The 26,307-nt window shown below is 33.5% G+C and carries 19 protein-coding genes; 11 read left to right on the top strand and 8 right to left on the bottom strand.

All coding sequences use genetic code 11. The features are described from left to right. The first annotated feature begins 13 nt into the window (after nt 1-13). From DM444_RS18665 to DM444_RS18630, 8 genes are all read left to right on the top strand, one after another. Nucleotides 14-1,072 (top strand): glycoside hydrolase family 130 protein, encoded by a 1,059-nt coding sequence (locus DM444_RS18665; protein ID WP_111289422.1) that lies wholly within the window; start codon nt 14-16, stop codon nt 1,070-1,072. Then, a complete protein-coding gene (locus DM444_RS18660) occupies nt 1,053-3,323 on the top strand; it encodes a glycosyltransferase (protein WP_111289420.1) in 2,271 nt (756 codons plus the stop codon). Before DM444_RS18665 ends, DM444_RS18660 begins: the two co-directional genes overlap by 20 nt. Nucleotides 3,324-3,591: 268 nt before the next feature. After that, nucleotides 3,592-4,350, top strand: a complete 759-nt coding sequence (locus DM444_RS18655; protein ID WP_111289418.1) for an MlaE family ABC transporter permease — start codon at nt 3,592-3,594, stop codon at nt 4,348-4,350. Between the two features lie 4 nt (nt 4,351-4,354). Next, nucleotides 4,355-5,131 carry an ABC transporter ATP-binding protein gene (locus DM444_RS18650; protein ID WP_394364529.1) on the top strand — a complete coding sequence of 259 codons (777 nt, stop codon included), beginning with the start codon at nt 4,355-4,357 and terminating at the stop codon, nt 5,129-5,131. 22 nt (nt 5,132-5,153) lie between these two features. Next, on the top strand, nt 5,154-5,981 hold the full coding sequence (locus DM444_RS18645) for an MlaD family protein (protein ID WP_111289414.1): 828 nt from the start codon (nt 5,154-5,156) through the stop codon (nt 5,979-5,981). A 218-nt stretch (nt 5,982-6,199) separates the two neighbouring features. Beyond that, entirely contained in the window at nt 6,200-9,022 is a 2,823-nt protein-coding gene (locus DM444_RS18640; protein ID WP_111289412.1) for an AsmA family protein, read from the top strand. Between the two features lie 2 nt (nt 9,023-9,024). Then, on the top strand, nt 9,025-9,525 hold the full coding sequence (locus DM444_RS18635; protein WP_111289410.1) for a low affinity iron permease family protein: 501 nt from the start codon (nt 9,025-9,027) through the stop codon (nt 9,523-9,525). A gap of 6 nt (nt 9,526-9,531) precedes the next feature. After that, nucleotides 9,532-10,731: an NAD(P)/FAD-dependent oxidoreductase gene (locus DM444_RS18630; RefSeq protein WP_111289408.1), complete on the top strand. Its 1,200-nt coding sequence runs from the start codon at nt 9,532-9,534 to the stop codon at nt 10,729-10,731. A gap of 165 nt (nt 10,732-10,896) precedes the next feature. Here the strand turns inward: DM444_RS18630 and DM444_RS18625 are convergent, their stop codons facing one another. Beyond that, nucleotides 10,897-11,922, bottom strand: a complete 1,026-nt coding sequence (locus DM444_RS18625; RefSeq protein WP_111289406.1) for a helix-turn-helix domain-containing protein — start codon at nt 11,920-11,922, stop codon at nt 10,897-10,899. Nucleotides 11,923-12,114: 192 nt separating this feature from the next. Between DM444_RS18625 and DM444_RS18620 the strand changes: the two genes are divergently transcribed. Next, nucleotides 12,115-12,609 carry a DNA-deoxyinosine glycosylase gene (locus DM444_RS18620; RefSeq protein WP_111289404.1) on the top strand — a complete coding sequence of 165 codons (495 nt, stop codon included), beginning with the start codon at nt 12,115-12,117 and terminating at the stop codon, nt 12,607-12,609. Nucleotides 12,610-12,900: 291 nt separating this feature from the next. Then, nucleotides 12,901-13,335, top strand: a complete 435-nt coding sequence (locus DM444_RS18615) for a DUF6526 family protein (RefSeq protein WP_111289402.1) — start codon at nt 12,901-12,903, stop codon at nt 13,333-13,335. Here the strand turns inward: DM444_RS18615 and DM444_RS18610 are convergent. From DM444_RS18610 to DM444_RS18600, 3 genes are all read right to left on the bottom strand, one after another. Further along, nucleotides 13,332-14,501, bottom strand: coding sequence for a hypothetical protein (locus DM444_RS18610; RefSeq protein ID WP_111289400.1), 1,170 nt, complete (start codon nt 14,499-14,501; stop codon nt 13,332-13,334). The two genes, DM444_RS18615 and DM444_RS18610, sit on opposite strands and share 4 nt — an antisense overlap. 275 nt (nt 14,502-14,776) lie before the next feature. Further along, nucleotides 14,777-16,198, bottom strand: coding sequence for an MATE family efflux transporter (locus DM444_RS18605; protein WP_111289398.1), 1,422 nt, complete (start codon nt 16,196-16,198; stop codon nt 14,777-14,779). A 59-nt stretch (nt 16,199-16,257) separates the two neighbouring features. Further along, complete coding sequence (locus tag DM444_RS18600; RefSeq protein WP_111289396.1) at nt 16,258-16,734, bottom strand: MarR family winged helix-turn-helix transcriptional regulator; 477 nt, start codon at nt 16,732-16,734, stop codon at nt 16,258-16,260. A gap of 175 nt (nt 16,735-16,909) precedes the next feature. On the opposite strand from DM444_RS18600, the gene DM444_RS18595 reads away from it, so the two are divergent. Then, nucleotides 16,910-17,821, top strand: coding sequence for a hypothetical protein (locus DM444_RS18595; protein ID WP_111289394.1), 912 nt, complete (start codon nt 16,910-16,912; stop codon nt 17,819-17,821). A gap of 346 nt (nt 17,822-18,167) precedes the next feature. Here the strand turns inward: DM444_RS18595 and DM444_RS18590 are convergent, their stop codons facing one another. The 4 genes from DM444_RS18590 to DM444_RS18575 all read right to left on the bottom strand — a co-directional run bounded on the left by DM444_RS18590 (nt 18,168) and on the right by DM444_RS18575 (nt 26,293). Then, entirely contained in the window at nt 18,168-20,186 is a 2,019-nt protein-coding gene (locus DM444_RS18590; RefSeq protein ID WP_111289392.1) for a glycoside hydrolase family 97 protein, read from the bottom strand. A 25-nt stretch (nt 20,187-20,211) separates the two neighbouring features. Next, nucleotides 20,212-21,456, bottom strand: coding sequence for a glycoside hydrolase family 71/99-like protein (locus tag DM444_RS18585; RefSeq protein ID WP_111290118.1), 1,245 nt, complete (start codon nt 21,454-21,456; stop codon nt 20,212-20,214). A 291-nt stretch (nt 21,457-21,747) separates the two neighbouring features. After that, complete coding sequence (locus DM444_RS18580; RefSeq protein ID WP_111289390.1) at nt 21,748-23,250, bottom strand: RagB/SusD family nutrient uptake outer membrane protein; 1,503 nt, start codon at nt 23,248-23,250, stop codon at nt 21,748-21,750. 28 nt (nt 23,251-23,278) lie between these two features. Then, nucleotides 23,279-26,293: a SusC/RagA family TonB-linked outer membrane protein gene (locus DM444_RS18575; protein WP_239455718.1), complete on the bottom strand. Its 3,015-nt coding sequence runs from the start codon at nt 26,291-26,293 to the stop codon at nt 23,279-23,281. Between the last annotated feature and the right edge of the window lie 14 nt (nt 26,294-26,307).

The following is a 26,307-nucleotide window of genomic DNA, read 5'->3' as shown; positions in this document are numbered from 1 at the left end:
ATTTTTTACAGTAATGGAAGCAGCTAAAAAGCATGGAGTCATTTTAGAAAAAACAGATCGAAATTTTGAAGAATTAGGAGTTTTAAATCCTGCAATTTATCAAGACGGAAACAACATACACATGTTTTACAGAGCTGCAAAAAAAGGGAATTTCTCTACTATTGGTTATTGCCGCTTTGAAGGCCCAACGACTTTAGTGGAAAGAAATACACAACCCATTTTTGTTCCTGAATATATTTATGAAATTCATGGTGTCGAAGATCCTAGAATTACTAAAATAGACGACAGTTTTTACATGACTTATGTTACTTACGACGGAATTAACGCTTGTGGAGCTCTCGCTGTTTCTAAAGATTTGAAAGTTTTTAAGAAGAAAGGAATTATTACACCGAAGTTTATTCTTCACGAATTTACAAACTTAATTAGAAAGCATTTACAGAATCCGAGCATTGCTAAGATTTTAGCTTTTAATACAGAAAGAAATTATCCGTTAACGGAAACCATTAAAGAAAACCTATTTGTTTGGGATAAAAACGTAGTTCTATTCCCGAAAAAGTTCAATGGAAAATTTGTTGCACTGCATCGATTATTTCCATCTATTCAGATTTTTTCGTTTGAAAAAAAATCTGAACTCACAGAAGATTTTTGGAAAGATTACTTAAAAAATCTTCCCGATCATATTGTAATGGAACCTAAATATGATCACGAAACAAGTCATATTGGTCCAGGAGCCCCGCCAATAGAAACAGCAGATGGCTGGCTTTTAATTTATCATGCTGCTGAAAGAAGAGAGAAAGGTTTGGTTTATCATGCTGCAGCTGCTTTATTGGATTTAGAAGATCCTTCAAAAGTTATAGCCCGACTACCAAAACCTATTATTACTCCTTCTGAATATTATGAAAGACATGGATATGTCAATTATGTGGTTTTCCCCACTGGAACAGCCATTTTTGACGACCAACTATATATTTATTATGGCGCTGCCGATGATAAGATTGCGGTGGCATCTCTGAACCTGAACGAGTTATTAACCGAGCTAAAAATGAATTCTCATGAAAACAATATCAAATAAATCAAAAATAGTTTTTTTATCTACTTTTCCGCCTACGCAATGCGGCATAGCAACCTATACTCAAGATACCATTAAAGGGATCACAGATGTTTACGGTAAATCTATCAAATGCGAAATATGTGAACTTGTTGACAAACCCAAAGACCAACCGACACAAGCATTTACCTTAAACACAAAAAATCGAGAAGAATACGCTAAAGTCGCCGAGGAAATTAATGCAGATAAAACTGTGAAATTGATTCATATTCAGCATGAATTTGGTTTGTTTTCAGGAAATTATGGAGACCATCTTTTAGATTTTTTAAATGCTATTAAAATCCCTGTGACGTTTACTTTTCACAGCGTAATTCCGAATCCGAATGACGAATTGAGAACATTCGTAAAGCTATTATTGAGCTACAGCAATTCGGTTTTTGTAATGACTTATAAATCAAAAGAAATTTTAATTAAAGACTACGACATCAATGAAGAAATAATTACTTGCGTGCCTCATGGAACTCATATTGTGGTATACGAAGCACCAGAACAGGCAAAAGAAAAATTAAATATTCAAGACAGATTAGTACTTTCAACTTTCGGGCTTTTAGGCGAAGGAAAAAATATAGAAACAGGCTTACAGGCATTGCCAAAAATTATCGAAAAAGCACCAAATACCTTGTATTTAATTATAGGAAAAACACATCCAAATTTAATTAAAGACGGCGTTGATACTTATCGAGATAAATTGGAAGGTTTGGTAAAAGAATTGAATCTTCAGGATAATGTTCGTTTCATAAATAAATATTTAGACACTGATGAACTTTTAGAATATTTGAAAGCGACAGACATTTATATGTTTACTTCCAAAGATCCAAATCAGGCCGTGAGTGGCACTTTTGCTTATGCAATGAGTTGTTCTTGTCCGATTGTCGCATCTAAAATTCCGCATACCAAAGAAGTTTTAACTCCAGATTCTGGAATTTTATGTGATATTGGAAATGCTGATCAATTTGCAGAAGCCGCAATTAAATTGATCGAAGATGAAAACTTAAGACACGAAATGGGAATTGGTTGTTTCACCAAAATGCGTGCTTCTTCATGGGAAAATGCCGCGATTACTCAAATGAATACTTATAAAAACTTAATGAAAAATCCATCAGAAATTAAATATAGCTATCCTGCTATTCAGTTAAAACATATTAAAAAATTAACTACCGAATTAGGAATTATCCAATTCAGTAAAATTTCGATCCCAGATTTAGATTCAGGATATACTTTAGATGATAATGCAAGAGCTTTAATTGCTTTTTGCATGCATTACAAACTGACTCAGGACAAAGACGATTTGGCTTATATTTTAATTTATTTAGATTTTATTCAACGTTGCCAAAAACCAAAAGGAGATTTTATCAATTATGTCGATCAGGAAAACCGCGAACATATTGAGCAAAATGCCGAAGTGAATTTAGAAGATTCTAATGCAAGAGCAATCTGGGCTTTAGGAACTGTCGTTTCAATGTCAGATCTTCTTCCAGAGGCGATTACCAAAAAAGCGACAAGATGTTTATTGAATTCATTAAAATGGGCCGAAAATATCCAATCGCCACGATCAATTGGTTTTGCTACAAAAGGTTTGTATTTGTACCATTCTACAATTCCTAATTTATATGTTGCTGCGATCATCAATAAATTAAATGCTAAACTTTTGGCAAATTACGAAGATACAGCTACAGAAGACTGGCAATGGTTTGAAAATTATCTGACTTATGGAAACGGAATTCTTCCAGAATCTATGCTTTATGCTTATTTAATTACCAATAAGCCGGTGTATAAAAAAGTAGCATTGGACTCTCTAGATTTCTTGATTTCTAAAACATTTATCGACGGAAACTTTAAAGCCATTTCAAATCAAAGCTGGCATCATAAAGGTTCAGAACCAAGTGAATATGGGGAACAGCCTATTGACGTTACTTATACGATTCAGACATTAAATGCATTTTATAATGCTTTTAAAACTCCAGATTATAAAAAGAAAATGAAAGCGGCTTTCAACTGGTTTTTAGGCAAAAATCATTTAAATCAGATCATGTATAATCCCGTAAGCGGTGGCGGTTACGACGGACTTGAAAAACATAATGTCAACTTAAATCAAGGTGCAGAATCAACCGTATGTTTCTTAACTGCCAGATTATTAATGGAAAAATTAGCAATTTCACAATCACGAGTTATACCTTTAATGAAATCCCGTACAGGATTAGCAATTAATTCGTAATTTTATAAAATGAAGCTAACCAAATACTTCACTTTTTTAAACCCGGAAAATCCCTTTCTTATCGAAAGGGATTTTTTGTTTTCAAACATTTCCTAAAACGTTGTTTCTTCCTTTTTATTGTGCATCATTCGATGAAAATTATATAAACTTCCTTAAAAGTTCTGTAAGATTTTAATTCTTAAAAAAAAGTACCTTCATATAGAAACTGAAAGTGTCTTTTCACCATTCAGTTTTTCATTTTATAGGATTCACATTAAAACAAAACATTTTGATTCTCGACATAAAAAATACATTCGCCGAAATTGGAGAAACCACAATATTTGCTAAACGGTTTTTTAAAGAGGTTTTTATTCCGCCTTATGAAACCAGAGAGTTTCTAAAACAATGCTATATTATTGGATATAAATCTCTGCCATTAGTTGCAATTACAGGTTTTATTATGGGATTGGTGCTTACGCTTCAGTCGCGTCCAACGTTGGTGAAATTTGGAGCCGAATCTTGGCTTCCAGGAATGGTTGCGCTTTCGCTAATCAGAGAAATTGCACCTGTTATTACAGCTTTGATTTGCGCTGGAAAAATTTCGTCAGGAATTGGTGCCGAATTAGGTTCTATGAAAGTGACTGAACAAATTGATGCTATGGAAGTTTCAGCTGTAAATCCGTATAACTATTTGGTGGTAACGCGTGTTTTAGCCTGCACTTTGATGGTGCCTATTTTAGTCTTTTTTGCAGATGCAATCGGAATTATTGGCGGATATGTAGGCATCAACATTCATGGAGATGTCAATTTTTACAGGTTTTTAACCCAAATCGTTCAATCCTTAGAATATTTAGATCTGCTTCCTGCAACGCTAAAAACTTTCTTTTTTGGATTTTTTATTGGAATGATTGGCTGTTACAAAGGTTTTAATGCTTCTAACGGAACAGAAAGTGTGGGACAAGCTGCTAACTCTGCTGTTGTAACGGCTTCGTTAAGCATTTTTATAATTGATATGGTTGCTGTTCAAATAACCGATTTATTCTTTTAAAATGATGAAGGAAAAACTACATAAAGAACCTAAAACAAAAGAAAAAGATCTAACTCCAATTATTGAAATTAAAGATCTGCATAAAACTTTTGGAAAAGATAATGCCGTTTTAAAAGGCGTAAATCTCACTTTGAATAAAGGCGAAGATTTAGTGGTTTTAGGACGATCTGGCTCTGGAAAATCAGTAACCATAAAATGTATCGTAGGATTGATTGAACCAGACAAAGGCGAAATCAAAGTCTTTGATGAAAACGTTCTTAATATTTCTAAAACAGAACTTAACGCCATTCGAGTTCGAATAGGTTTTTTGTTTCAAAGTGGCGCTTTGTACGATTCAATGTCGGTTCGCGAAAATTTGGCTTTTACCTTGACCAAACACAAACGTGATTTAAGCAGTGATGAAGTTGAAAATGAAGTAATCGAAGCACTAGAAAATGTTGGTTTAGCCGATGCAATTGACAAAATGCCTTCTGAACTTTCGGGCGGAATGAAAAAAAGAATTGGCTTAGCACGAACTTTAATCTTAAAACCAGAAATCATTTTATATGATGAACCCACAACCGGTTTGGATACGATAACATCACGAGAAATCAGCGAATTGATTTTAGACATTAAACACAAACAAAAAACGTCGTCGATTATTATCACACACGATATGGCTTGCGCCAAATTAACTTCTGATCGAATTGTGGTTTTAAAAGACGGTGTAATTCACGCTGAAGGAACATACGAAGAACTAGAAAAAGACGAAGACGAATGGGTTCGCTCATTTTTTGAATAAAGCAAAATAAATAATAGAAATCATGGAAAAGGAATCAGGATCTACTTGGAAATTAGGAATGTTTGTAACAATTGGTTTACTGCTTTTTATAATGGCTGTGTATTTCATTGGAAAACAGCAAAATCTTTTTGGTTCAACCTTTCACATTAGTTCTCAGTTTAAAACTGTAAGTGGTTTAGAAGTTGGAAATAATGTGCGTTTCTCTGGAATTAATGTTGGAACAGTAGAACAAATTCAGTTAAAAAATGATTCGACAGTAAACGTCATTTTGGTAATGAAAGAAGATGTTCGAAAATTCATTAAAACCGATGCCACTGCAAGTATTGGTTCTGACGGTTTAATGGGCGACAAAGTTTTAACGATTTCTCCAGGTGCCAAATCTCAAAAAGAAATTGAAGACAACGGTCAGATTGCTTCTGTTGACGGAATTGAAATGCACGATATTATGAAAAGTGTGAAGAAAAGCGTGGATAATATTGGTATAATTTCAGATGAAATTGCCATTTTCAGCCATAGCATGAACAACGGAAACGGCGCTTTAGCAAGATTGGTAAGAGATGATAAAATGGCCAACAGCGTTTCAAACACACTTTCTAATCTAGAAAGCGGTACAAAAGGTTTTAGCGAAAACATGGAAGCCGCAAAAAGCAATTTCCTTTTTAGAGGTTACTTCAAGAAAAAAGAGAAAAAGGCAGAAGAGAAAAAAGAAAAACAAGAAGAAGCTAAAAAAGAGAAACAAGAACAACAAGAAAAAGCCGCTAAAGAAAAAGAGGAAAAAGAACAGAAAGAGAAAGAAGAAAAACAAAAACAGGAAGAAGCTAAAAAAGCCGAAGCCGATAAGAAAAAATAAAAAGATAATAAATCTCAAATTTTAAATTCCAATTCTCATTTTATGTCTTCCTGAGCGTAGTCGAAGGACACACAAAGTAAAACACACTTAATAGATTAAGCATGCGATCCTTCGACTACGCTCAGGAGGACAAACATTGTGACAATTATTTTGAAAAGAAATCAAAAATCAGCAAAATATATCACAATTAATAATTTACCATTCACAATTAAAAGTATATGCCTTCTACATTCAAACATACCGCCTTAAAAGTCTTGAAAATTACTGGAATTACAATTGCGGTAATTTTGTTTTTGCTGTTTATTATTCCTTTACTTTTTCCTGGAAAAATTGCTTCGGAAGTAAAGAAGATTGCGAACGAACGTTTAGATACAAAGCTTGATTTTACAAAATCTAAACTTTCTTTTTTTACACATTTTCCTTCGTTGACTGTTTCGCTAGATGAATTGTCTTTAACGGGTTCTAAGCCTTTCAACAACGACACTTTACTAAAAGCGGATCAAGTTGCTTTTGGAATCGATATAAAAAAACTGCTTTTTGATAACGAAGTTAAAATCAATAAACTTTACGTTTCTGATGCTTTAATCAATATTATGGTTAATGAACAAGGTCAGGCGAATTATAATATTTATGTGGCTCCAGAAGATCGAAAAGATGAAAAAAAAGATCCAAATGCTCCAGAAGAAGGAACAGCAATTCGATTGGAACGTATTGATTTACAAAATTGTCATGTAAAATATAACGATCGTTCTGCAAAAATTTTAGTTGATGCAAAAGGTTTTAATTACATCGGAAAAGGAAATCTAAGCGAAGACATTTTTGACCTTGCTACCGATGCTAAAATTGATAATCTCGATTTCTATTATGACCGAACTGGTTATTTGAGACGAAAAAAAGTTAGTGCAGATTTAATTACTCGAATCAATACGCACGCCCTTACTTTTATTTTGCAAAAAAATGAACTTCATATCAATAAATTGCCTTTAAAATTTACTGGTTTATTTTCTATTTTAAGAGATGGATATAAAATCAACATTAAAGCTGCTTCAGAAAATACAACTGTAAAAGACTTATTGTCAGTAATGCCACCAGAATATTTAACATGGCTGGAAAAAACCGAGATTTCTGGAAGAAGCGATTTATTGCTTAGTTTTAAAGGAGATTATAATGTTCAAAAAAAGCAAAAACCAAACTTGGCTTTCAATTTAAAAATTAACAAAGGTTCGGTAAATTATAAAAACGCACCAGTTCCTTTAACCGATTTTAAAATGGATTTGAATGCTATTCTTCCGTCTTTAGATATAGAACAGCTTTTGGTAAATCTTAGAACATTAAAATTTAAAGTTGGCGAAAAAGACTATTTCAATGCTTATTTGCACAGTAAAGGTTTAAGCGAAATGAACCTTAATGCAAGTGTAAAAGGCGCGTTAGATCTTGCTGTTGTTGATGCTGCTTTGGGATTGGAAAATATTGATTTAAAAGGAATTTTAAAAACCAATATTCAGGCAAAAGGACTTTTTAGCACTTCGAAAAAACTGTTTCCAAAAACTATTGGCGGAATTTCTCTGCGAAATGGTTGGCTTAAAACAAAATATTATCCAAATCCAATTACCAATATCACTTTTATAGCCAATATGCTTAATAAAGCAGGAACTTATCAGGATTTGATTGTTGCCGTTGCTCCAGCTTCTTTTGTCTTTGAAGGAAATCCAGTTTATGTCAACGCCACTTTATCTGATTTTAGTGATTTGGCTTATAATGCAAAAATTAAAGGCGAGCTTAATGTAGGCAGAATCTATCAGGTTTTCTCAGAAAAAGGTCTTGATTTGACGGGTTATGCCAAAGCCGATCTTTCGCTAAAAGGAAAACAAAGTTACGCTACAACTGGTCAATATGATAAACTGGATAACAAAGGCACATTATTGCTTAAAAATATAAAAGCGACTTCAGAATTGTTTCCGAAGGCATTCTTTATTAAACAAGGAAATTTCCGTTTTCAAAATGAGAAAATGTGGTTTGAAAAATTCAACGCTTCTTATGGAAAATCTGATTTTGACATAAATGGTTATCTTTTAAATACAATTAATTATTTCTTAGAATCTAACGGAACTTTGAGCGGAAACTTCAATTTAAAATCAAAACTGATCAATGTTGATGAATTTATGGCGCTCGAAAAAGGAGAAAATAAAGACCGTACGCTTGCCGTTGATTATGCCAAGGAAGATCACCCAAAAATGAGCGGTGTAGTGATCATTCCTAAAAACCTGAATGTCAGTCTAAACGCCAATGCAGACAAAATAGAATACAACGGATTGGTCCTTAATAAATTAACTGGAAAAACTGGTATAAAAAAAGAAGGATTTTACTTAGAAAACATTACCTTTAATATCATCGACTGCATTTTAGGTATAAATGCCTCTTATAGAGACGAATCGCCAACATCTGCACACTTTGATGCTCATTTTACAGCAAAAGATTTTGATGTTCAAAGAGCTTATAAAGAGATTCCGATGTTTCATGACATGGTTACTGCTGCTGAAAAAGCATACGGAATCGTATCTGTCGACTATAAAGTCAAAGGAGATTTGAATGGAAATATGGGGCCAATTTACGAATCTCTTCAAGGCGGCGGAACGATAAATTTACGTGATGTAAAAATTAAAGGACTGAAACTTTTTGACGGAATTAGTTCTAAAACAGGACAAAACGGTTTGAATAATCCTGATATAAAGGGAATTGAAATCAAATCGACTATAGATAAAAACCTTATTAATGTTGAGCCATTTACCTTTAGTGTGGCAGGTTTTAAACCCACAATTAAAGGAACTACAAGCTTTGATGGACTATTGGATCTTAGAATGCGTTTAGGTCTTCCGCTTTTCGGAATTATAGGTTTCCCGATTGTAATTACAGGCACGCATGAAGCTCCAAAAATTAAAATATTCAGCAAAACAGGCCAGGAAATAGATCCTGCTGTTTATGACAAGAAGAACAATAAAGTAATTCGAGAAGAAAAAGTAAGCAAAACAAAAAACAAATAGTAATGAATTCTAAATCTCAGCAAAGCAGTGCATTCGAAAAGTTTGCTTCAAAAGTTTCAAAAGCTGCCGGAAGCACAACTGCTTTTATCAGCGCATTTATTATTGTTGTTGCTTGGGCGGTTTCTGGTCCTATTTTCGATTATTCTGAAACCTGGCAATTGGTCATTAATACAGGAACTACGATTATTACTTTTTTGATGGTTTTTTTAATTCAAAAAGCACAAAATAAAGATTCGCTTGCCATTCAGTTAAAATTAAATGAACTCGTAGCGTCAAATGATTTATCGAGCAATAGTCTTGTTGATATTGAAAGCATGACCGAAGAAGAAATGATTATCATTCAGAAATATTATCACCGATTAAGTGAACTGGCCAAAAAAGACCAAAGCATCAGAACTTCACATTCTATCGCCGAAGCACATGAACTTCATAATCGTAAAAAACAAAAAAATGTAAAACCAAATAAAACAAAACGAACTCCCAAAAACAGCTCTAAAAAATAACCAAAAATGAAACTAAGTTCAACCGAAACCTATTGGCCATTAAAAAATGCCATAAAACAAAGTTACCCTTCATTAGATTCCGATATTAACACTGACATTCTAATTATTGGCGGTGGTATTACAGGCGCATTAATCGCTTATAAATTATTGAATGAAGGAAAAAAAATTGTTCTTGTAGACCGTCGCGACGTTTGTGGCGGAAGTACTTCTGGAAGCACTGCTTTACTGCAATATGAAATTGATGTTCCTTTACATCAGTTAATTAAACTCCGTGGCGCGCGCTGTGCTATTGATAGCTACCAAAATGGTAAAAAAGCCATTTTTGATCTTCGAAATATCATTGACACTGTTGGCAGCGATTGTGGTTTTGAATTCAAAAAAAGCATCCTTTTTACTACTTTGAAGAAGGATGTTCCGTATTTAAAAAATGAATTTAAAACCCGAAAACAGCATGGTTTTGAAATTAGCTGGCTCAGCCGATTTGAACTTCAAAAAATGGGTTTAAATGCAATTGCCGGAATCGAATCTAAAACTGCTGCTGTTATGGATCCGTTTAAATTTGCAACTGATCTTTTATTTCATTGTCATGAAAAAGGAATGCAGATTTTTGATCGAACCAATATAGCTTCAATACAGCATCAAAAAGGCAACATTATTGCTACAACAGATTCAAAACGCGTCATAACAGCCGATCATATTATACATTGTACGGGTTATGAAAGTACAGAAACAATAAAAGAAAAAGTAGTCGATTTAAAAAGTACTTACGTTATTGCTTCTGAAAGTCAGACTGATCTTCCAGAAAATTTCAAAAATGCTATTTTTTGGGACACAGCATCGCCTTATCATTATTTTAGAACAACTGAAGATAACCGTATCATAATGGGTGGCGGTGATGAAGATTTTAAAGACACCAATAAACGTGATAAATTGCTTCCTAAAAAAGAACAATATCTTTTAAAACAGTTTTTCAAGAGATTTCCCGATTTAGATTTTAAGATCGATTATTCTTGGGCGGGTACTTTTGGTGAAACGAAAGACGGACTTCCCTACTTCGGAAAACCAAATCCGAGGAAAAATGAGCATTATATTCTTGGCTTTGGAGGAAACGGAATCACTTTTAGTGTAATCGGAATGAATTCGATCTTGGATTCACTTAATAATAAAAAGAATACGGATTTAGATTATTATCGATTTGGACGTTAGAGAAAGGTTGCTAAGTTTCTGAGATACTAAGTTTTTACTTTAAGTAAATAACAAAATCCTCAGGTTTTGAATTCTTCAAAACCTGAGGATTTTACTTTATATATCATGCTTTATAGCTAACGACAAAACTTAGAACCTTAGAATCTTAGTATCTCAGAAACTTTATCACGCTGTAATAGCCAAAGAACTCAAATTAAACTTATATTCTTTTGGGCTGCAGTTGAATTTTTGTTTGAATATTTTAGAGAAATAACTTCTGCTGGTAAAACCAATGCAATACACTATTTCTGAAATATTTAAATCAGAAGTTCTAATTAAGATTTCGGCTTTTAAAACTCGCATGTGTGTAATGTAATCGTTGACTGTGCGATTATGAATCATTTTAAAACCTTCCTGAAGTTTATTTGGAGAAAGACCAGATTTTTTACTTAATGCTTTTATTGAAAAAGCTTCTTCTGGACTTGATTTTATAAATTCAGAAAGCTCTTTTATTTCTTCCATTTCTCTTAAAGTCAATCCGTTTGATTCATTTGCGAAAGCGTGTAAATCGTCAGAATGTTGCTGAATTTCCATTGCAAGAATAATTCTCAAAATTCCTTCTTTCAATAAATTACGGACAATGCCTGTTTGTGTAATCGAATTAAGCTGCTCAATTTTTTCTGCAATCTGCAAATTATATGAACCAATGTAAAAGAAATCTTGAACTAAATTATTTTCGAAAAAAGTATCTTTTACTTGTTGATTTAAAGAATGATTTTGATTTTTTGCATCAATTTCGGTTCCAACTATTATTAAAGTAAGCTTCGTTTTTTTTCCTTTTTCAAAAAACAAAACATTATCCTGATTCTGTTTAGAAGTTACAATTGCAGTTTGAAAGGTTTTTAATTTTCGCTCTTCGCCATTTAATCCGAAGCTATGCGAAAGATTGCCTTTCGAACAATAAGCAAAATAAATAGGCGAAGATTTTACATTTAGAATATCCAATCTAACATCAGTTGAAAATGTCATATCAAACTGAACATACGAAATATTATCATTAAAAGAAGCCCCCATAATTGAACCTTCCGCAAAACTATTTTGTACTTCTAGTGTATATTCGTCTAAGTCAAAAGTCACTTTTCCGCCAAAATTAGTATGAAGTTCATCAAATATATTTTGAGTTTTTTCTGTATTTATAGTAACTATTTTCATGGTGACTGGATTTTAATTCTATAATTTGCTAAACCGTTTTTTAGATGAAAGCCATAAAGCTTTTCTTAAAAAACTGAAAGTCAAAGTTCGCCCAAAGACAGACCAAAAATGTTATATAATTTTCTCGTTTTGTTTTATAATTCCTTATTAATGATTATTTTAACTAAAAGAAAAAAATCGAATTAAATAAAAATGAAAAGTTTCTCCTTTGCTCCTATAAGTTCTCCAAATTCTAAAATTCTGATTTTAGGCACGATGCCTGGAACAAAATCTTTAGAACTCAATCAATATTACGGTCATAATCAGAATAACTTTTGGAAATTTATGTTCCAGATTTTAGGTGAACAATTTTCTAATGATTATGAAATCAGAAAAACTTTATTAATAAAAAATGATATTGCTGTTTGGGATGTCTTACAATTTTGCGAACGTGTGGGAAGTCTAGATAGCGCTATTAAAAATGAAATTGCAAACGATTTTGAAGATTTTTTAGAAAAACATCCCAAAATTGAAAGCATTCTTTTTAACGGACAGAAATCGGCGGCATTTTTTAAAAAGTATGTTCATTTAACTAAAGAATACAAGACTTTTACTCTTCCGTCAACAAGTCCCGCCAATGCTGGCAAGACTTTTCAAGAGAAATTGAGCGAATGGAATGTCATTAAAGAGCTTATTACAATAGCTTGAATTTTATATAATTAAAATGCAAATATTGGAATCATGTAACTTTTTCCGATTAAAATATAACAAATCGCAACCACTCTTAAAGTAATTTTACATCAAAGAAAAATAAGCCATATTGTAGATTGATGAACGAAATGGAAAGGCTTTCTTCTTATTAAAATCGACAAAGCAAACTGTAAAAGGTTTAGTCTATAAAGAGAACATTGGTTATGTTAGTTTATTTTTGGGAAAAAGCTACTCTATAGAAATATAGAGTAGCTTTGTTTTTATAGGCTACCATCTAAACAAAAAAGCATGAAAATTCAAACATATTACAATCATATAAGGTTTTACACACCGCACCATTTTATATATTATCCTATTTTAATTCTGTTTTTAATCGCCAGCATTTATTTGAGTATTAAAACAGAAGATCATTTAATTTGGGGATTTATCAGTGTTGCATTTGTATTTCTATTCGTCATAGCGTATATGTTGCGCCAGCATTATGCTCTTACACTTCAAAACAGAATTGTGCGATTAGAAATGCGTTATCGCTATTTCAGTTTAACTGGACAAAGATTTGAAGAATTTGAATACAAATTAACTGACGATCAAATATTTGCTTTACGTTTTGCACCAGACCACGAATTAATTCCGCTTATAAAAGATGTTTTAAAGAACAATTTAACTGGAAACGCCATCAAAAAAGCAATTGTACACTGGAAAGCCGATTATCATAGGGTTTAGTTTCTATTTTTCTTTTTATTGAAAAGAAGATAAAACACAAACAATACGATCCAAACGGAAACAATTACAATAAAATAGATTCCAATAATATTGGGATGAAGGTAATTTGGTTCGTAAAATAATTTATCTAAAGTTGTAAATTTTTCGCCAAGCGCTTTTCTATCAAAATTATTACGAATTCCGTTCAGCGGTTCATCGCGATTATCTCTATAATGATAAACATCTTGAGTCAGTTGCTTCGGAATCAGATTCGTTTCTATATTGTATTTTCTAAAAAGCGTATCCAATTTTTGAAATGTAAACGTCAGTGAATCTTTCTTAGAATTATAAAGCAATTTATAGCGATCTACTGCCGCTTGATATCTTTGTTTATCAATTGAATCTCCTTGAACGGGGCTAAATAAAGATTTGTTTTCCAAAAAGATACAAATATCTTCGTCATGTTCTGGATGCACTGGAACACTTTTAAAAATAATTTCTATACTATCATTTATAACCTTTTTAGAAATAATTCTTTTGTATAATTCCTCTTTATTAAAACTCAAAATATTTAGAATGCTATCGGCTCTATCTATCGTTTTATCAAAAGTGTCGGCTAATGTTTTAATTGTGTCAATACTATAATAGCTATTCTCAATTATTGGGTATTCTCCAGCCGAAATCGTATCTTCTTCTTTAGTCACCGGATACGGTTTTGGATATAAAATATTCTCGTAATTAAACAATTTTTCAGAACTATAAGAGGTATATCCATACAAAAACGGATTTAATACATTGAGTAATTTTTTGTCATTATTAAAATCATTTTCAGATAATTCTGTTTTCAGTTTTGCATTCATTCCAAAACTATAACTTATAAAAAATGAAAAAGTCAAAAATGAAATCAGAAATAAACAAACTCCAATCTTAAATGCATTTCCGCCTTTATAATTTTCTCTGGAATGATTTCGAACTAGAAAAATTAAAAAGAAAAGTAAAAATAAACCACTCACAAAAAAGTGCGAAATCGAAACATCATCGTAAAATTTAAATCGATAAAATTCAGTGTAGATATTAATATTTTTTAGCCCTTTAAAGGTAAAATAACCATATAAAAAATAAACTAGGTGAATTAGGGCTAATACGATTACAGATTTAATGAAATAACGCTTTAGATTTTTAGTCATGGCTTTAAAAGTTTCTAATGTGCTGAGATTCTAAGTTTTTTTTCGAGGTTTCTAATATACTGAAATTTTATTTTAGCAAAAAAATATTACAAATAAAAAAAGACGCGAAAAATCACGTCTTTAATCGAAAGAATTTCCGTAGAGACGCACTGCAGTGCGTCTAAATGTGGAATATATGTAATCTGACAATCTTTCGTAAGATGCACTGCAGTGCATCTCTACAGATATAGAAATTAATTTTGTAACATTAAAGAAACCTTTGTCCCTTAGAACTTTTACTTAGAAATATCAAATCCCTCTTTCAAGATTTCACTTTCAACCTTATCAATCAATTTGTTGGTTTTACCTGTAAGCTTTTCTTTTTTCCAATCTCCTTTTACATAAAGAATCAAAGTGATTAAAGCCGTTGCAACAGAAGCAATCGGGAAAGCCCACCAGATTCCAATTTTACCTAAAGAAGTATTATGAGATAAAATGTAAGCCAACGGAAACTGAATTACCCATTGTGAAACCAAAGTCAGAATCATAGGAAGTTTTGTGTTTCCGACAGCTCGGAAAACGCCAGTTAGACAAAGCTGTAAACCTAAAAACCCCCAAGAAAGACAAGTAATTCTCAGCAATTCTGTTCCTCCTTTAATAACCGCTTGATCTCTTGGAACAAAAAATGCAATTAAATAGGGCGCAAAAATAAAAGCTATGATACCGAGACCTGTCAATAATCCGAAACCAAGATAGGCTCCAAGTTTTGAGATTTCGGCTGCACGGTCAATATTTCCAGCACCGATATTTTGCCCCACAAGGGTTGCAATTGCCATTGATAAACCCAAAGCTGGAATTAAAATCAGCTGAATCAAATTAGAACCAGCTCCGTAAGAAGCAACTGTTAGCGTTCCGAAACGAACAATCAAAAACGTAATTGCCATCATTCCTAATGCGCGCATTGACTGCTCAATCGAAGAAGGAAATCCAATTTCAAAAGCTCTCTTAATGTGTTTATAATCAGGTTTAAAATCTGCAATACGGAGATGAATTCCGTGTTTTCCTCTAAACAAAATCGCAAATCCAATTATAATCGCGAGAAGCTGTGTGAATAAAGTCGCCAAAGCCGCGCCTTTTACGCCCATAGCTGGAATAAAATTCCATCCATAAATAAACAGCGGATCCAGGGCAAAGTTCAAAATAACAGTTCCTAAAACAATATAAACGGGCAGTGTAACACGTCCAACTCCACGCATTATTGATTGGAAAATCATAAATCCGAAACTAAAAACTAAACCAATAAATGCCACTCGCATAAATCCTAATGCATCAACATAAACTGTAGGCGTTACTTTTAGCAGATATAAAAAATACGGACTCAAAATATATCCAATAATCGACAAGACTACCGAAACGATAATAACCATCGATAATGTCTGTGCAGCCACGTGGTTGACCATTTTTTGGTTTCCTGCGCCAAAATATTGTGCAATTAAAATAGAACCAGCAATAGCTAATCCAGTTCCCAATGCAATGGTTAAAAATATTACGGGTGTGCTTATCGAAACGGCTGCAACAGCATCTCCGCCTAAACGTCCTACCCAAAAAGCATCTACCAACTGATATGCGGCTTGTAATAAATTAGCAATCATAATCGGGATTGCTAATTTTAATAATGAAGAAAGGATTGGTCCTTCTAACAATTCATTTTTTTTCATTTATTCAAAATAAGTATTTAAAAATCAGTTGACATGTCAACTTTTAAAGATTAAAAAAATTATAGGGTTTCTAGTTTGTCTGCATACGATCTTACTGCATTCAAAGCTTCTACTCTTTCTTTTGGAGTAAACACAGACATCACTTCTTCTTCGGCTCTTTTCATCAGAGATCTAATGCTTTTAGCCAAAGTAATTCCTTCATTTGTAAGACTTACAATGTTTTTTCGTTTATCCATTTTGTCTTTTACAACCTCAACAAGATTCTTTTTTTCGAGTGCTGTTATACTTCTTAAAATAGACGATTTATCCCTCATTGTTTTGTCTGACAATTCTCTTTGCGAAAGACTTTTATGATGCAGGATCATCAACAATGGCAACTGTTCTAGCTGTAATGTGATTCCTGATTCATTCATTAACGCATTTGTACGCCTGAAAATTGCTCGTTTAATACGATGAATCTGAAAGAAGAAACTATCTGATATTTCTTCTTTCCAAAAATTTGAAAAATTCTCTTTATCGGTATGTTTAATTTCCATGCGACAAAATTACAAAAAAGAGTGACATGTCAACTATTTTTTGTAATAATTCCTTATTTTACTGATAACCAATTAATTCCTTAAAATAATTCAGATATAAAAACAAAAATGAACGATTATTTTTACTAACTTTAATTGTTAAATATTACCTAATAAAAACTTAAAAACTACTCTGATGAAACAATTATTTATTTTTTTGGTAATGATGCTCCTTTGGATTCCGTTAAACGCTCAAACTGTTGCTGAAACCAGTAAAGAGGAAGACTTAACAACTTTTAAAACTGAAAAAGATGATTTTCAAGATAGTACTGTAGATGACCTGCCCTGGCACAATAGACGCTTTAAAGTTACTGCCGGCGGTTTTTTTCCTGTAAATAATACTGTTGTTCAAGTTGAAGGAAATAACGGAAATGTAGGAACTGAAATTGATCTTGAAAGTGATTTAGGGTTTTCTAAATCAACTGCATCATTTTTAGGAACATTTGATTGGCGCATATCCAAAAGATCCCGATTAGGTTTTGAATATTTTGTGCTAGACAGAACTGCAACAAAAACGCTGCAAAGAGATATTAATTTCGGAGATCATACTTATCCAGTGAATGGAAGTGTTCGAGGTACTTTTAATGTACAAATTGCCAGAATTGCTTATGGCTACGCTATTCTATCTAAACCTAAATATCAAGCTGGTCTATTAATTGGAGCGCATGTCCTTTTTGCAGATTTAGGTTTAAAATTAGATGCTAATACACAAAGTGTAGAATATCATGATAATTTTAACTTTACTGCTCCACTGCCAGATATTGGAATATGGGGAGAATTTGTTCTTGGAAAACGCTGGGGTTTGTATGCCAACGTAAATTATCTCGCAGTAAAAATTGATGAAACCGATGGCCGAATCATAAGCTACAATTTGTCGGTTTTATATAATGTTGTTCAAAACTTTAGTCTTACTGCAGGTTATACTGGATTGAATTTTAGAATAGATACTGTCCAAGACCGATTAAACGGTTTCTTGAAATGGGGATATAATGGACCAACAATAACTGCAGTTTACACTTTCGGCAAACATGTTAAAGTTACTAAATAAAGGTTCTCTCTCAGACGCTAAGATTCTAAGGTGCTGAGATTCTAAGTTTTCTTTTACCGCAAAGAGCGCTAAGTTTTTTATATTCTTTGCGTCTTTTCGAGATTAAAATTTTATACGAAGCTTTGCGAACTTTACATTTTCACAAAATCAACCTTAAAAAACCTTTGTGAACTTTGCGAAAAAACTTTGCGCTCTTTGCGGTAAAATTATACTCAAAGTTACTCAAACTTGAAACCCGAAACATGAAACCTGAAACAAAATAAATAAACCCGACAACTCCTCAGTTATCGGGTTTATTACCAAACTTAAACTTACTTAACTTAACTCAAAATAAAACTTAACTAATTTATTTTTCGATTGGAGAGAATTTTACTGCTGTTCCTCCGCCAGCTGCCAATTTGATATTTAAAACAGTTTTGCTGTTTACTTTTTGTTTAGAGATTGTAACCGGATATGGATTTGTTTTATAATTTGCTCCTTCTCCATCTGCATAAATTTCTGCTTCGTATTCTTTGTTCTTATCTAAAAATGAAAGCGCTACTTTTAAGTCTCTTGCATTTCTATTTGTGATCGAACCTAAATACCAATTTTTCTCCTCCCAATCTTTACGGGCAATTGTAGTGTATTCTCCAATTTTAGAATCTAAAACTTTAGTGTCAGACCAAGTGCAAGGAACATCTTTTACGAATTGAAATTCTGGTTTTCCTTCGTAATTTTCAGGTAAATCTGAAGCCATTTGCAACGGACTGAAAATAATCACATACAATGCTAACTGATTTGCTAAAGTTGTCTGCACTTTTGCACCAGAAGGTGTTTTGTAATCAAAATTGAAATTCCCAGGCGTGTAATCAAACGGTCCAGAAAGCATTCTTGTAAAAGGCAAAGTTGTTAAATGCTCTGGCGTATTTCCTCCATCTACAGACCATGCATTGTACTCTTGTCCGCGTCCGCCTTCTTGCGACATAAAATTTGGATAAGTACGCTGTAAACCAGTTCCTTTCATTGGTTCGTGGTTGTCAATCATAATGTGATATTTAGCCGCCGTTTCGATTACTTTTCTGTAATGACGTGCACCGTATTGGCTATCATGCCATTCTTTTTTATCCAAATATTTGTTTACGTAACCCGTTTTTACTGAGTTTACTCCCATTTTTTGGTACAGTTTAAAAGCATCTTCCAATTGGTTTTCATAGTTTTTAGTAGCTCCAGCCGTTTCATGATGTCCTATTAAACGAACATTTTTCATCGCTGCATATTTGGTGATTTCTTCTAAATTAAAATCTGGATATGCTTTTACAAAACTAAATGCAGAACCATCAGCAGTCCAGTCGCCATCCCAGCCTTCGTTCCATCCTTCTACCAAAACTCCGTCAAAACCATTTTTTGCAGCAAAATCAATATATTCTTTTGTGTTTTTGGTTGTCGCGCCATGTTTTGGTCCTTGTCCCCAAGTGTATTTTTCTAAATGCATTCCCCACCAAATTCCGATATATTTTGAAGGCGTGATCCAAGATAAATCTTCAATTTTTGAAGGCTCATTAAGATTCAGCATAATGGTCGAAGTTGCTACTTGTCCAGGATTCTTCCCAACCACAATAGTTCTCCAAGGTGTTTTAAAAGGCGTCTCAGCATATACTTTTACACCATCAGCCCAAGGCACTAAATCACTTTTATATTGTTTGTCTGTCGTTTTCAAAAGCGTCATTGAAGCAAAATCTGTTAAGTTGGCTTCGTGAATCGCTACGTGCAATTTGTCCTTAGTTTCAAAAGTCGCAGGCGTATTAATTGTGTCGGTTTTACTCATTAATGTTTTGCGATATTCACTTTCGTAATAACTATTTTCACGATGTACTGGAATCCACCAAACTTCGTTATTGTCTTTAAAAGTAAATTGCGTTATTTCATTAGAAATTTTGACTTTTCCTAAATGAGGCTGTTTCGGGAATTCATAACGAAATCCTACTCCATCATCAAAAACTCTAAAAATAATATCAACCAAACGCTCCTCTCCTTTTGCTTCTTTTAAGTGAACAATCAGTTCGTTATGATGATCTCTTACTTTTTTGAATTCGCCCCAAGGCTGTTCCCAAGTTTCATCTGCCGATTTTTCTTCGGTCGAAACGACTTCAAATCCATCTGTCATTTTAGCTAAACCTTGAAATTCAAATCCCATAAGAGAAGGTTCTATAACCGATTTTCCATTAGAAGAAAAACTGTATTGAGGCTGTCCTGAAGGTGTTAATTCAAAAGTTAATTCAGAGATTTTTTCTGGAGAACTGATTTTATATGTTGTTTTAGTACTGCAAGCCATCATCAGCATCGATGCAAAAGCGATTAGACAGTATCTATATTTTCTGTTTTTCATTATTTAAATTGTATTAATTACAGCTCTATTTAATTTCGCTCAGTATTTGTTTTGCTTTTGCAGGCTGCATTGAAACAAAATAATTAAACGCCTGATCGAGTTTTTTCTGGGCCTCGACATTTCCTTTTTTCTGTAAGCGTAAATCATACAATTTGCTGATATCTGGAAATACACTTTCAGTATTTTTTACTCCAGCGAAAGTTTTTATTTTTTCGACAAAAGAATAACCAAATTCAACTGTTGGTTCAATCATCGTTCCTTCTCCGAAATCATTCCACGTAATCAGTTGCAAGTAATTTACATTTGCATTTTTAGCCAAAGCAAGAGTTTCATCCAATGTCGCTCCATTATTGTGTTCGATTGTCCATCCAATAGCTGCACCTCCTCCGCCTTCGGCATAAAAATCTTTAAAACCAGGGTAAGCGCTTCCCATAGCTACGCCCAATTTTGGTTTTGTATTAGTATAGAAATTAGTCAGATAGCTATTGTCTTTGTATACCCAAGCATATTCGCCAGAAGCATTTTCTCCTGCCATCGAAGAATGATCCCAAAGTGTCAGGAAAGTTGGTTTTGTGGTTAAAGTATTAAACACATTTGTCCATTCTGCGGAAGTCTGCAAAACGATTGGTCCAAAATTCATTAACAGCGGTTTGCCATTAATTTTGATGTAATTAGCATCAGAAAAATAATTCTTTTCTACATAAGCCAAATCTGTTTTTGCTGCGCCGGTTACCGAAATTGCTTTTCCTGCATTAACAACATTCGTTAAAAATCGATCTTCATAAACAATAGCATATTCTAAACCTACTTTGTCCAGCATTTCAATTAACTGATCTGTATTTTCTTTGACCATTCTATAATCGTTTACATCGTAAGTTCCGTACCAATCGATTAGAATTCCATCAATTCCTGAATATTTCATCAACAATAAATGATTTTCGATCACATTTTTATCGCCTGAATGATAAGGTCCAATCAGCGGATAATAATAAGATGCTATTTCTCTTCGGCCGTTTGTTCCTACGTTATTCGGATTTTTGTTTGCCATTGTCCAGTGATATCCCCATTTTTTATCTGCACTGCTTTCGTTAGTTTCAAACCACGGCATGTAATGCATATAAATTTTGGTGCTGTTGGTTTTCTCAATCGCAACAGGTTCTGTTTTTTCTGGTTCTACCGGTTTATCCGAACCTTTGTCATCGCTGCTGCAACCAGCAACCATCACAATGCTCATCAAACCAAAAACCAACGATGTGATATATCTCTTCATATTGATGTACTGTTTGTTATTTTTATATTTTGCCACAGATTAAAAGATTAAAAAGGATTTTATTGTGATTAATTTATTTCACGCAGATTTAAAAAGATTTAAGCAGATATGCGCAGATTATTTTTTTTTACATTTAAAACCAAATCTGCTTTAATCTGCAGAATCTGCGTGAAACAAAATCTTTTTTTAATCCTCTAATTCAGTTTCTAATCTTTAGAATCTGTTACTAAAAAATTAAAAACATGTCAGCCTTCCACGACTAACCAACATGGAAGACTGACATTAATTAACCTAATACCCAGGATTTTGTTTCAGGTTTTTATTTGTAGTTAAAACTGTACTTGGGATTGGAAAAATTGCTCTGTATTTTTCCGTTGTACCTTTTGACCACCATGGCTCGAAGAATGTTCCAAAACGAATGTTATCTGTTCTTCTTCTTCCTTCGAATGTGAATTCTTTCAGTAACTCTTGATCAATAAATGCAAGATCAATTGTTGTTGGCATTTCTTCTCCAGCGCGCGCAGTTACTTGTTGTAAAAACGGTTTTGCTAAATCTGGCGAACCTAAACGAACGAAACATTCTGCTTGCATCATTAAGATTTCTGAATAACGAATTAAAACGAAATCATGATCGCGTTCCCATTGTTCTCCAGCTTTCATTTCATATTTTGCTAAACGTACACCTTCATTCTCTTTTGCATCTTCTAAACTTGTCAGGTTCTCTGTATAAGTTAACGGTTCTCCATTATCCATCATAATTACAGAACCCGTTGCAAGATTGATCTGATCACCTTCAAGCATACATTTTTTTCTTTTGTCTGTATCTGCAAAAGATGAATATACTCCTGGCTGTGCACACATTCCGTTAGCACTCCATGGATAGTTTCCTACTGGAGAAATTGCTAATTTTTGATTGTAGTGGCAGGACATTGAGTTCATGTAATTTCCAACTGTTCCTGCTTTTGAATCGTAAGGAATTGCAAAAATGATTTCGCTAGAACCTTGATTTTCTGTTACGAAATTGGCAAAGAAATCTGGAGTTAAACTGTATCCCGTAATTTTTTGACACGTATCAATACAATCCTGCCAACGCGCTACGCCAATAAATGCTTCTGAATTAAGATATAATCTTGCTAGAATCGCGTACGCAACATTTCTAGTTAATTTAGAATACACCACATTTGGATTTAAATATGGAATAGCGTCTGTTAGTTCTTTTTCAACAAAATCATAAACTTGTTTTCTTGTAGAATTTGTTGGAAGATCTGTGTCTTCAAAATTGGTTACGATTGGCACATTTCCAAATAAATCTAAAAGATTGTAATAGTAATATGCTCTAAGCGCTTTTAATTCTGCAAAAATTGGTTCTTTTGCTTTTTCAGTCAAAGACGATTTGTTGATTTGATAAATGATTGCGTTGATCTTAGCTATTCCAGTATAATTGTAACGCCAAGCTGAAAGAATCATTCTATTATCTGCTTTCCAAGTGTGTTTTTGAGCATCTTGATATTGCCCGCCGTCATACCAGTTTGTTCCTCTTGTTGGAATTGTTGCTTCATCTGAAACTACTTCATTCAAAAAGAAAACATACTCACAAGTTGGAAAGTTATTTGAAATTGCATCGGAGAATCCTCTTAATGAAGAATAACCTCCACCTACCAGCGCATCAATTTCTTTAGTTGTATTTCCGAAATTTCCATCTTCTACCTGATCATACAACTGTTCGTCCAAATCAGTACATGATACCGTAAAAAGCATGCTTAAAAGTATCGCTGCTGTTATTTTGATTTTCATTTTTAATATTTTATGGTTATCAATTCGCTTAGTTATTCAGCGTAAAATTTAGTCCAACAGAAATTGTAGTTGGTCGAGGATAATTGTTGTATCTATCAATTCCAGGAGCAGCCAATCCAGTTTGATCCATTACTCCAGTTTGATTAATTCCGTCTTGAGCATTTAAACCAATCTCAGGATCTACACCTTTGTAACCTGTAATTACAAATAAGTTTTCTCCCATTACAAACATTCTAACTTTAGATTTTTTGTATTTCAATGGCAAAGTGTAACCAATAGATAATGTTTGAAGTCTGAAGAAAGAAGCATCTTCGATCCAGTAATCAGAATACTTAGGAGCAGAAGTAATACCACTGCTTAAGAAAGAATCTGGCACATTAAAAGCTGGTAATCTGTTTGGATCGTTTAACATCATGTTTGTAGCATTTAAAGCTTTTTGTCCAAACATTCCGTATCCTGAAACTCCAAGATCAAAATTTCCGTAAGTAAAATTCATTCCAATACCTAAAGTCAAATCAGGCTGAATATTTCCTAAATCTCTTTTATCTGCGTCAACCAAAGCACTTTCTGCTACCACTTCATTTGCTGCATTATAATATTGGATTTTTCCATCAGCATCTAAACCAGCATTTTTGAATCCCCAGAAAGTTCCAACAGGATATCCTTCAGCAATAATTTGAGAATATTGTCCAGACATACCTGCTAAACCGTGTAAAGATCCGCTGTAGATCACATCTGTTTTATAAGTTGGATTCGAAAGTTTTTCAATTTTCTGAACGTTATGTCCAAGTGTCAAATTAGCATTCCAGTTGAATTTGTCTCCTTTAATAATATCTGCATTCAAAGTCAATTCAACTCCTTTATTTGACATTTCACCAACGTTAGCCAACATTGTTCCCACTAAATATGGAGGCTGAGGCACTTCATAAGTGTATAATAAATCTTTTGTTTTTTTAGAATAATATTCAAAAGATCCTGTAATTCTGTTGAAAAGACCAAAATCGAAACCAACGTTAATTTGCTCTGTAGATTCCCATTTCAAATCAGGATTTGGGTTTTGTTTTGGAGAATAAGCCAAACTCCAAGTTTTAGTAATAGGATCATAGTAGCTGTCATTTCCAACTCCTAAGATAGAAAGCGATTTATACTCACCAATTCCGTCTTGATTTCCTGTAACTCCGTAACCAACTCTAACTTTTAAGTTGTCTAACCAACCTTTTGTAGAACTCATAAATTCTTCATTAGAAACTCTCCAAGCCGCAGAAGCAGATGGGAAAGTTCCCCATTTATTGTTTTCTCCAAAACGGCTTGATCCGTCACGTCTTACAGTCGCAGTCAATAAATATTTACCATCGTAGCTGTAGTTAGCACGAGCATAAAAAGAAACTAAATTTGATTTCCCTTTGTATGAGTAAACGTCACCTAAACGATAGTTGTAACCTGCTCCTAAATTATTATAACCAAAAGCATCTGTTACGAAACCACCTCTTTGTGCTCCAAAACCTTGGTAGATATTTTCAAGATAAGAATATCCAGCTAAAGCACTAATGTTATGCTTGTCGATTGTTTTACTGTAATTCACATAAAGTTCACCTTGAGCATTTGTATATTCTCCATAAGTTCTTTGTGCAAAACCTCCTTCTGTTTGCCCTTCCATAACAGCATAAGACGGTTTGTATGTTCCTGCTTTTACAGCATTATGTTCTAACGAAATATTTGCTGTTGCAGTAAAGTCATTTAGGAATTTTACATCTGTTTTAAAATAACCTAAAAGTCTGTGTCTTTCATTATCGAAAGTTCTGTTTGTTAAAATCTCAACTGGATTTTGGTAAATATTTCCTGCTACTGAAGTGAAATTTCCTTCTGAATCGTAAACCGGAATTGTTGGATTTAAGTTGTAAGCTCTTTCAAAAATTCTATAATCAATTGGATGCCATTTGTCAATGTTAGCAAATAATCCCGTATCAAATTTTACGTCTTTATTATCTCCAAGATATTGGTAAGCACTAACGTTTCCGCTTAATCTTTCTAAACCAGATCTTTTGATAACTCCTTCATTGTTTAAATAAGAAAGTGAAGTTCTGAATCCGCTGTCTGCTTTACCAGAATTAATGCTTAAAGTATGCGATTGCGAAATTGCTGTCTGCTCAATTGCTTTTTGCCAATTTGTATTTGCGCCATAATCTACAGCATCTGCAAGTCCGTTCTGACGTACATAACCTCTCCATTGATTTGCTGAAAGAAGATCTAAATTATCATTCACATAACCAACGCTTGTTTGTCCGTTGTAAACAACAGAAACTCCTTTTGTTCCAGATTTTGTTGTAATCATGATTACCCCGTTTGCTCCACGAGAACCATAAATTGCTGTAGCAGAAGCATCTTTAAGAACGTCAACCGATTTAATATCTGATGGCTGAACCACGTTGATATCAACACCCGCAATTCCATCAACAACAATTAACGGACTGTTACTAGCTGTTAATGAAGTTCCTCCACGAAGACGAATTGTAGAACCCGCAGCTGGATCTCCAGAAGGACGAATAATATTCAATCCCGCTACTTTTCCTTGTAAAACTTGTTCTGTTGACGAAATGGTTCCTTTTACTAAATCATCTGCTCCAACTGTAGAAATTGCTCCAGTTAAATCTGATTTTTTCACTTTTCCGTAACCTACAGAAACGACTTGCACTTCTGCCAATGCATAACCATCATTTTGCAGACGAACGTCATAATTAGAAGTATTTGCAGTAATCTGAACTTTCTGTGTTGTTGATCCGATAAACGAAACTTCAATTGCACTTCCTACGGCTACCTGCAGACTGAATTTACCATCAAAATCTGTTGTAGTTCCGTTTTTAGTTCCTACTTCAATGATAGAAGCTCCCGGCAATACATTACCTGTATTGTCATAAACGGTTCCTGATATCTTTTTCGTCTGCGCGAATAAACTAGCAGAAAGAAAAAGCATAAATATCATCAATACCGCCGATTTAGCAGTCCACATTTGATGCAGGACGCTTTTTGTATTTTTACTATTCATTAGAATTGGTGTTT

The sequence above is a fragment of the Flavobacterium ginsenosidimutans genome (assembly GCF_003254625.1).
GTDB classification, from domain to species: Bacteria; Bacteroidota; Bacteroidia; order Flavobacteriales; family Flavobacteriaceae; genus Flavobacterium; species Flavobacterium ginsenosidimutans.
The sequence above is the reverse complement of the archived record's forward strand: the minus strand, read 5'-3'. Positions and strand labels throughout refer to the sequence as shown.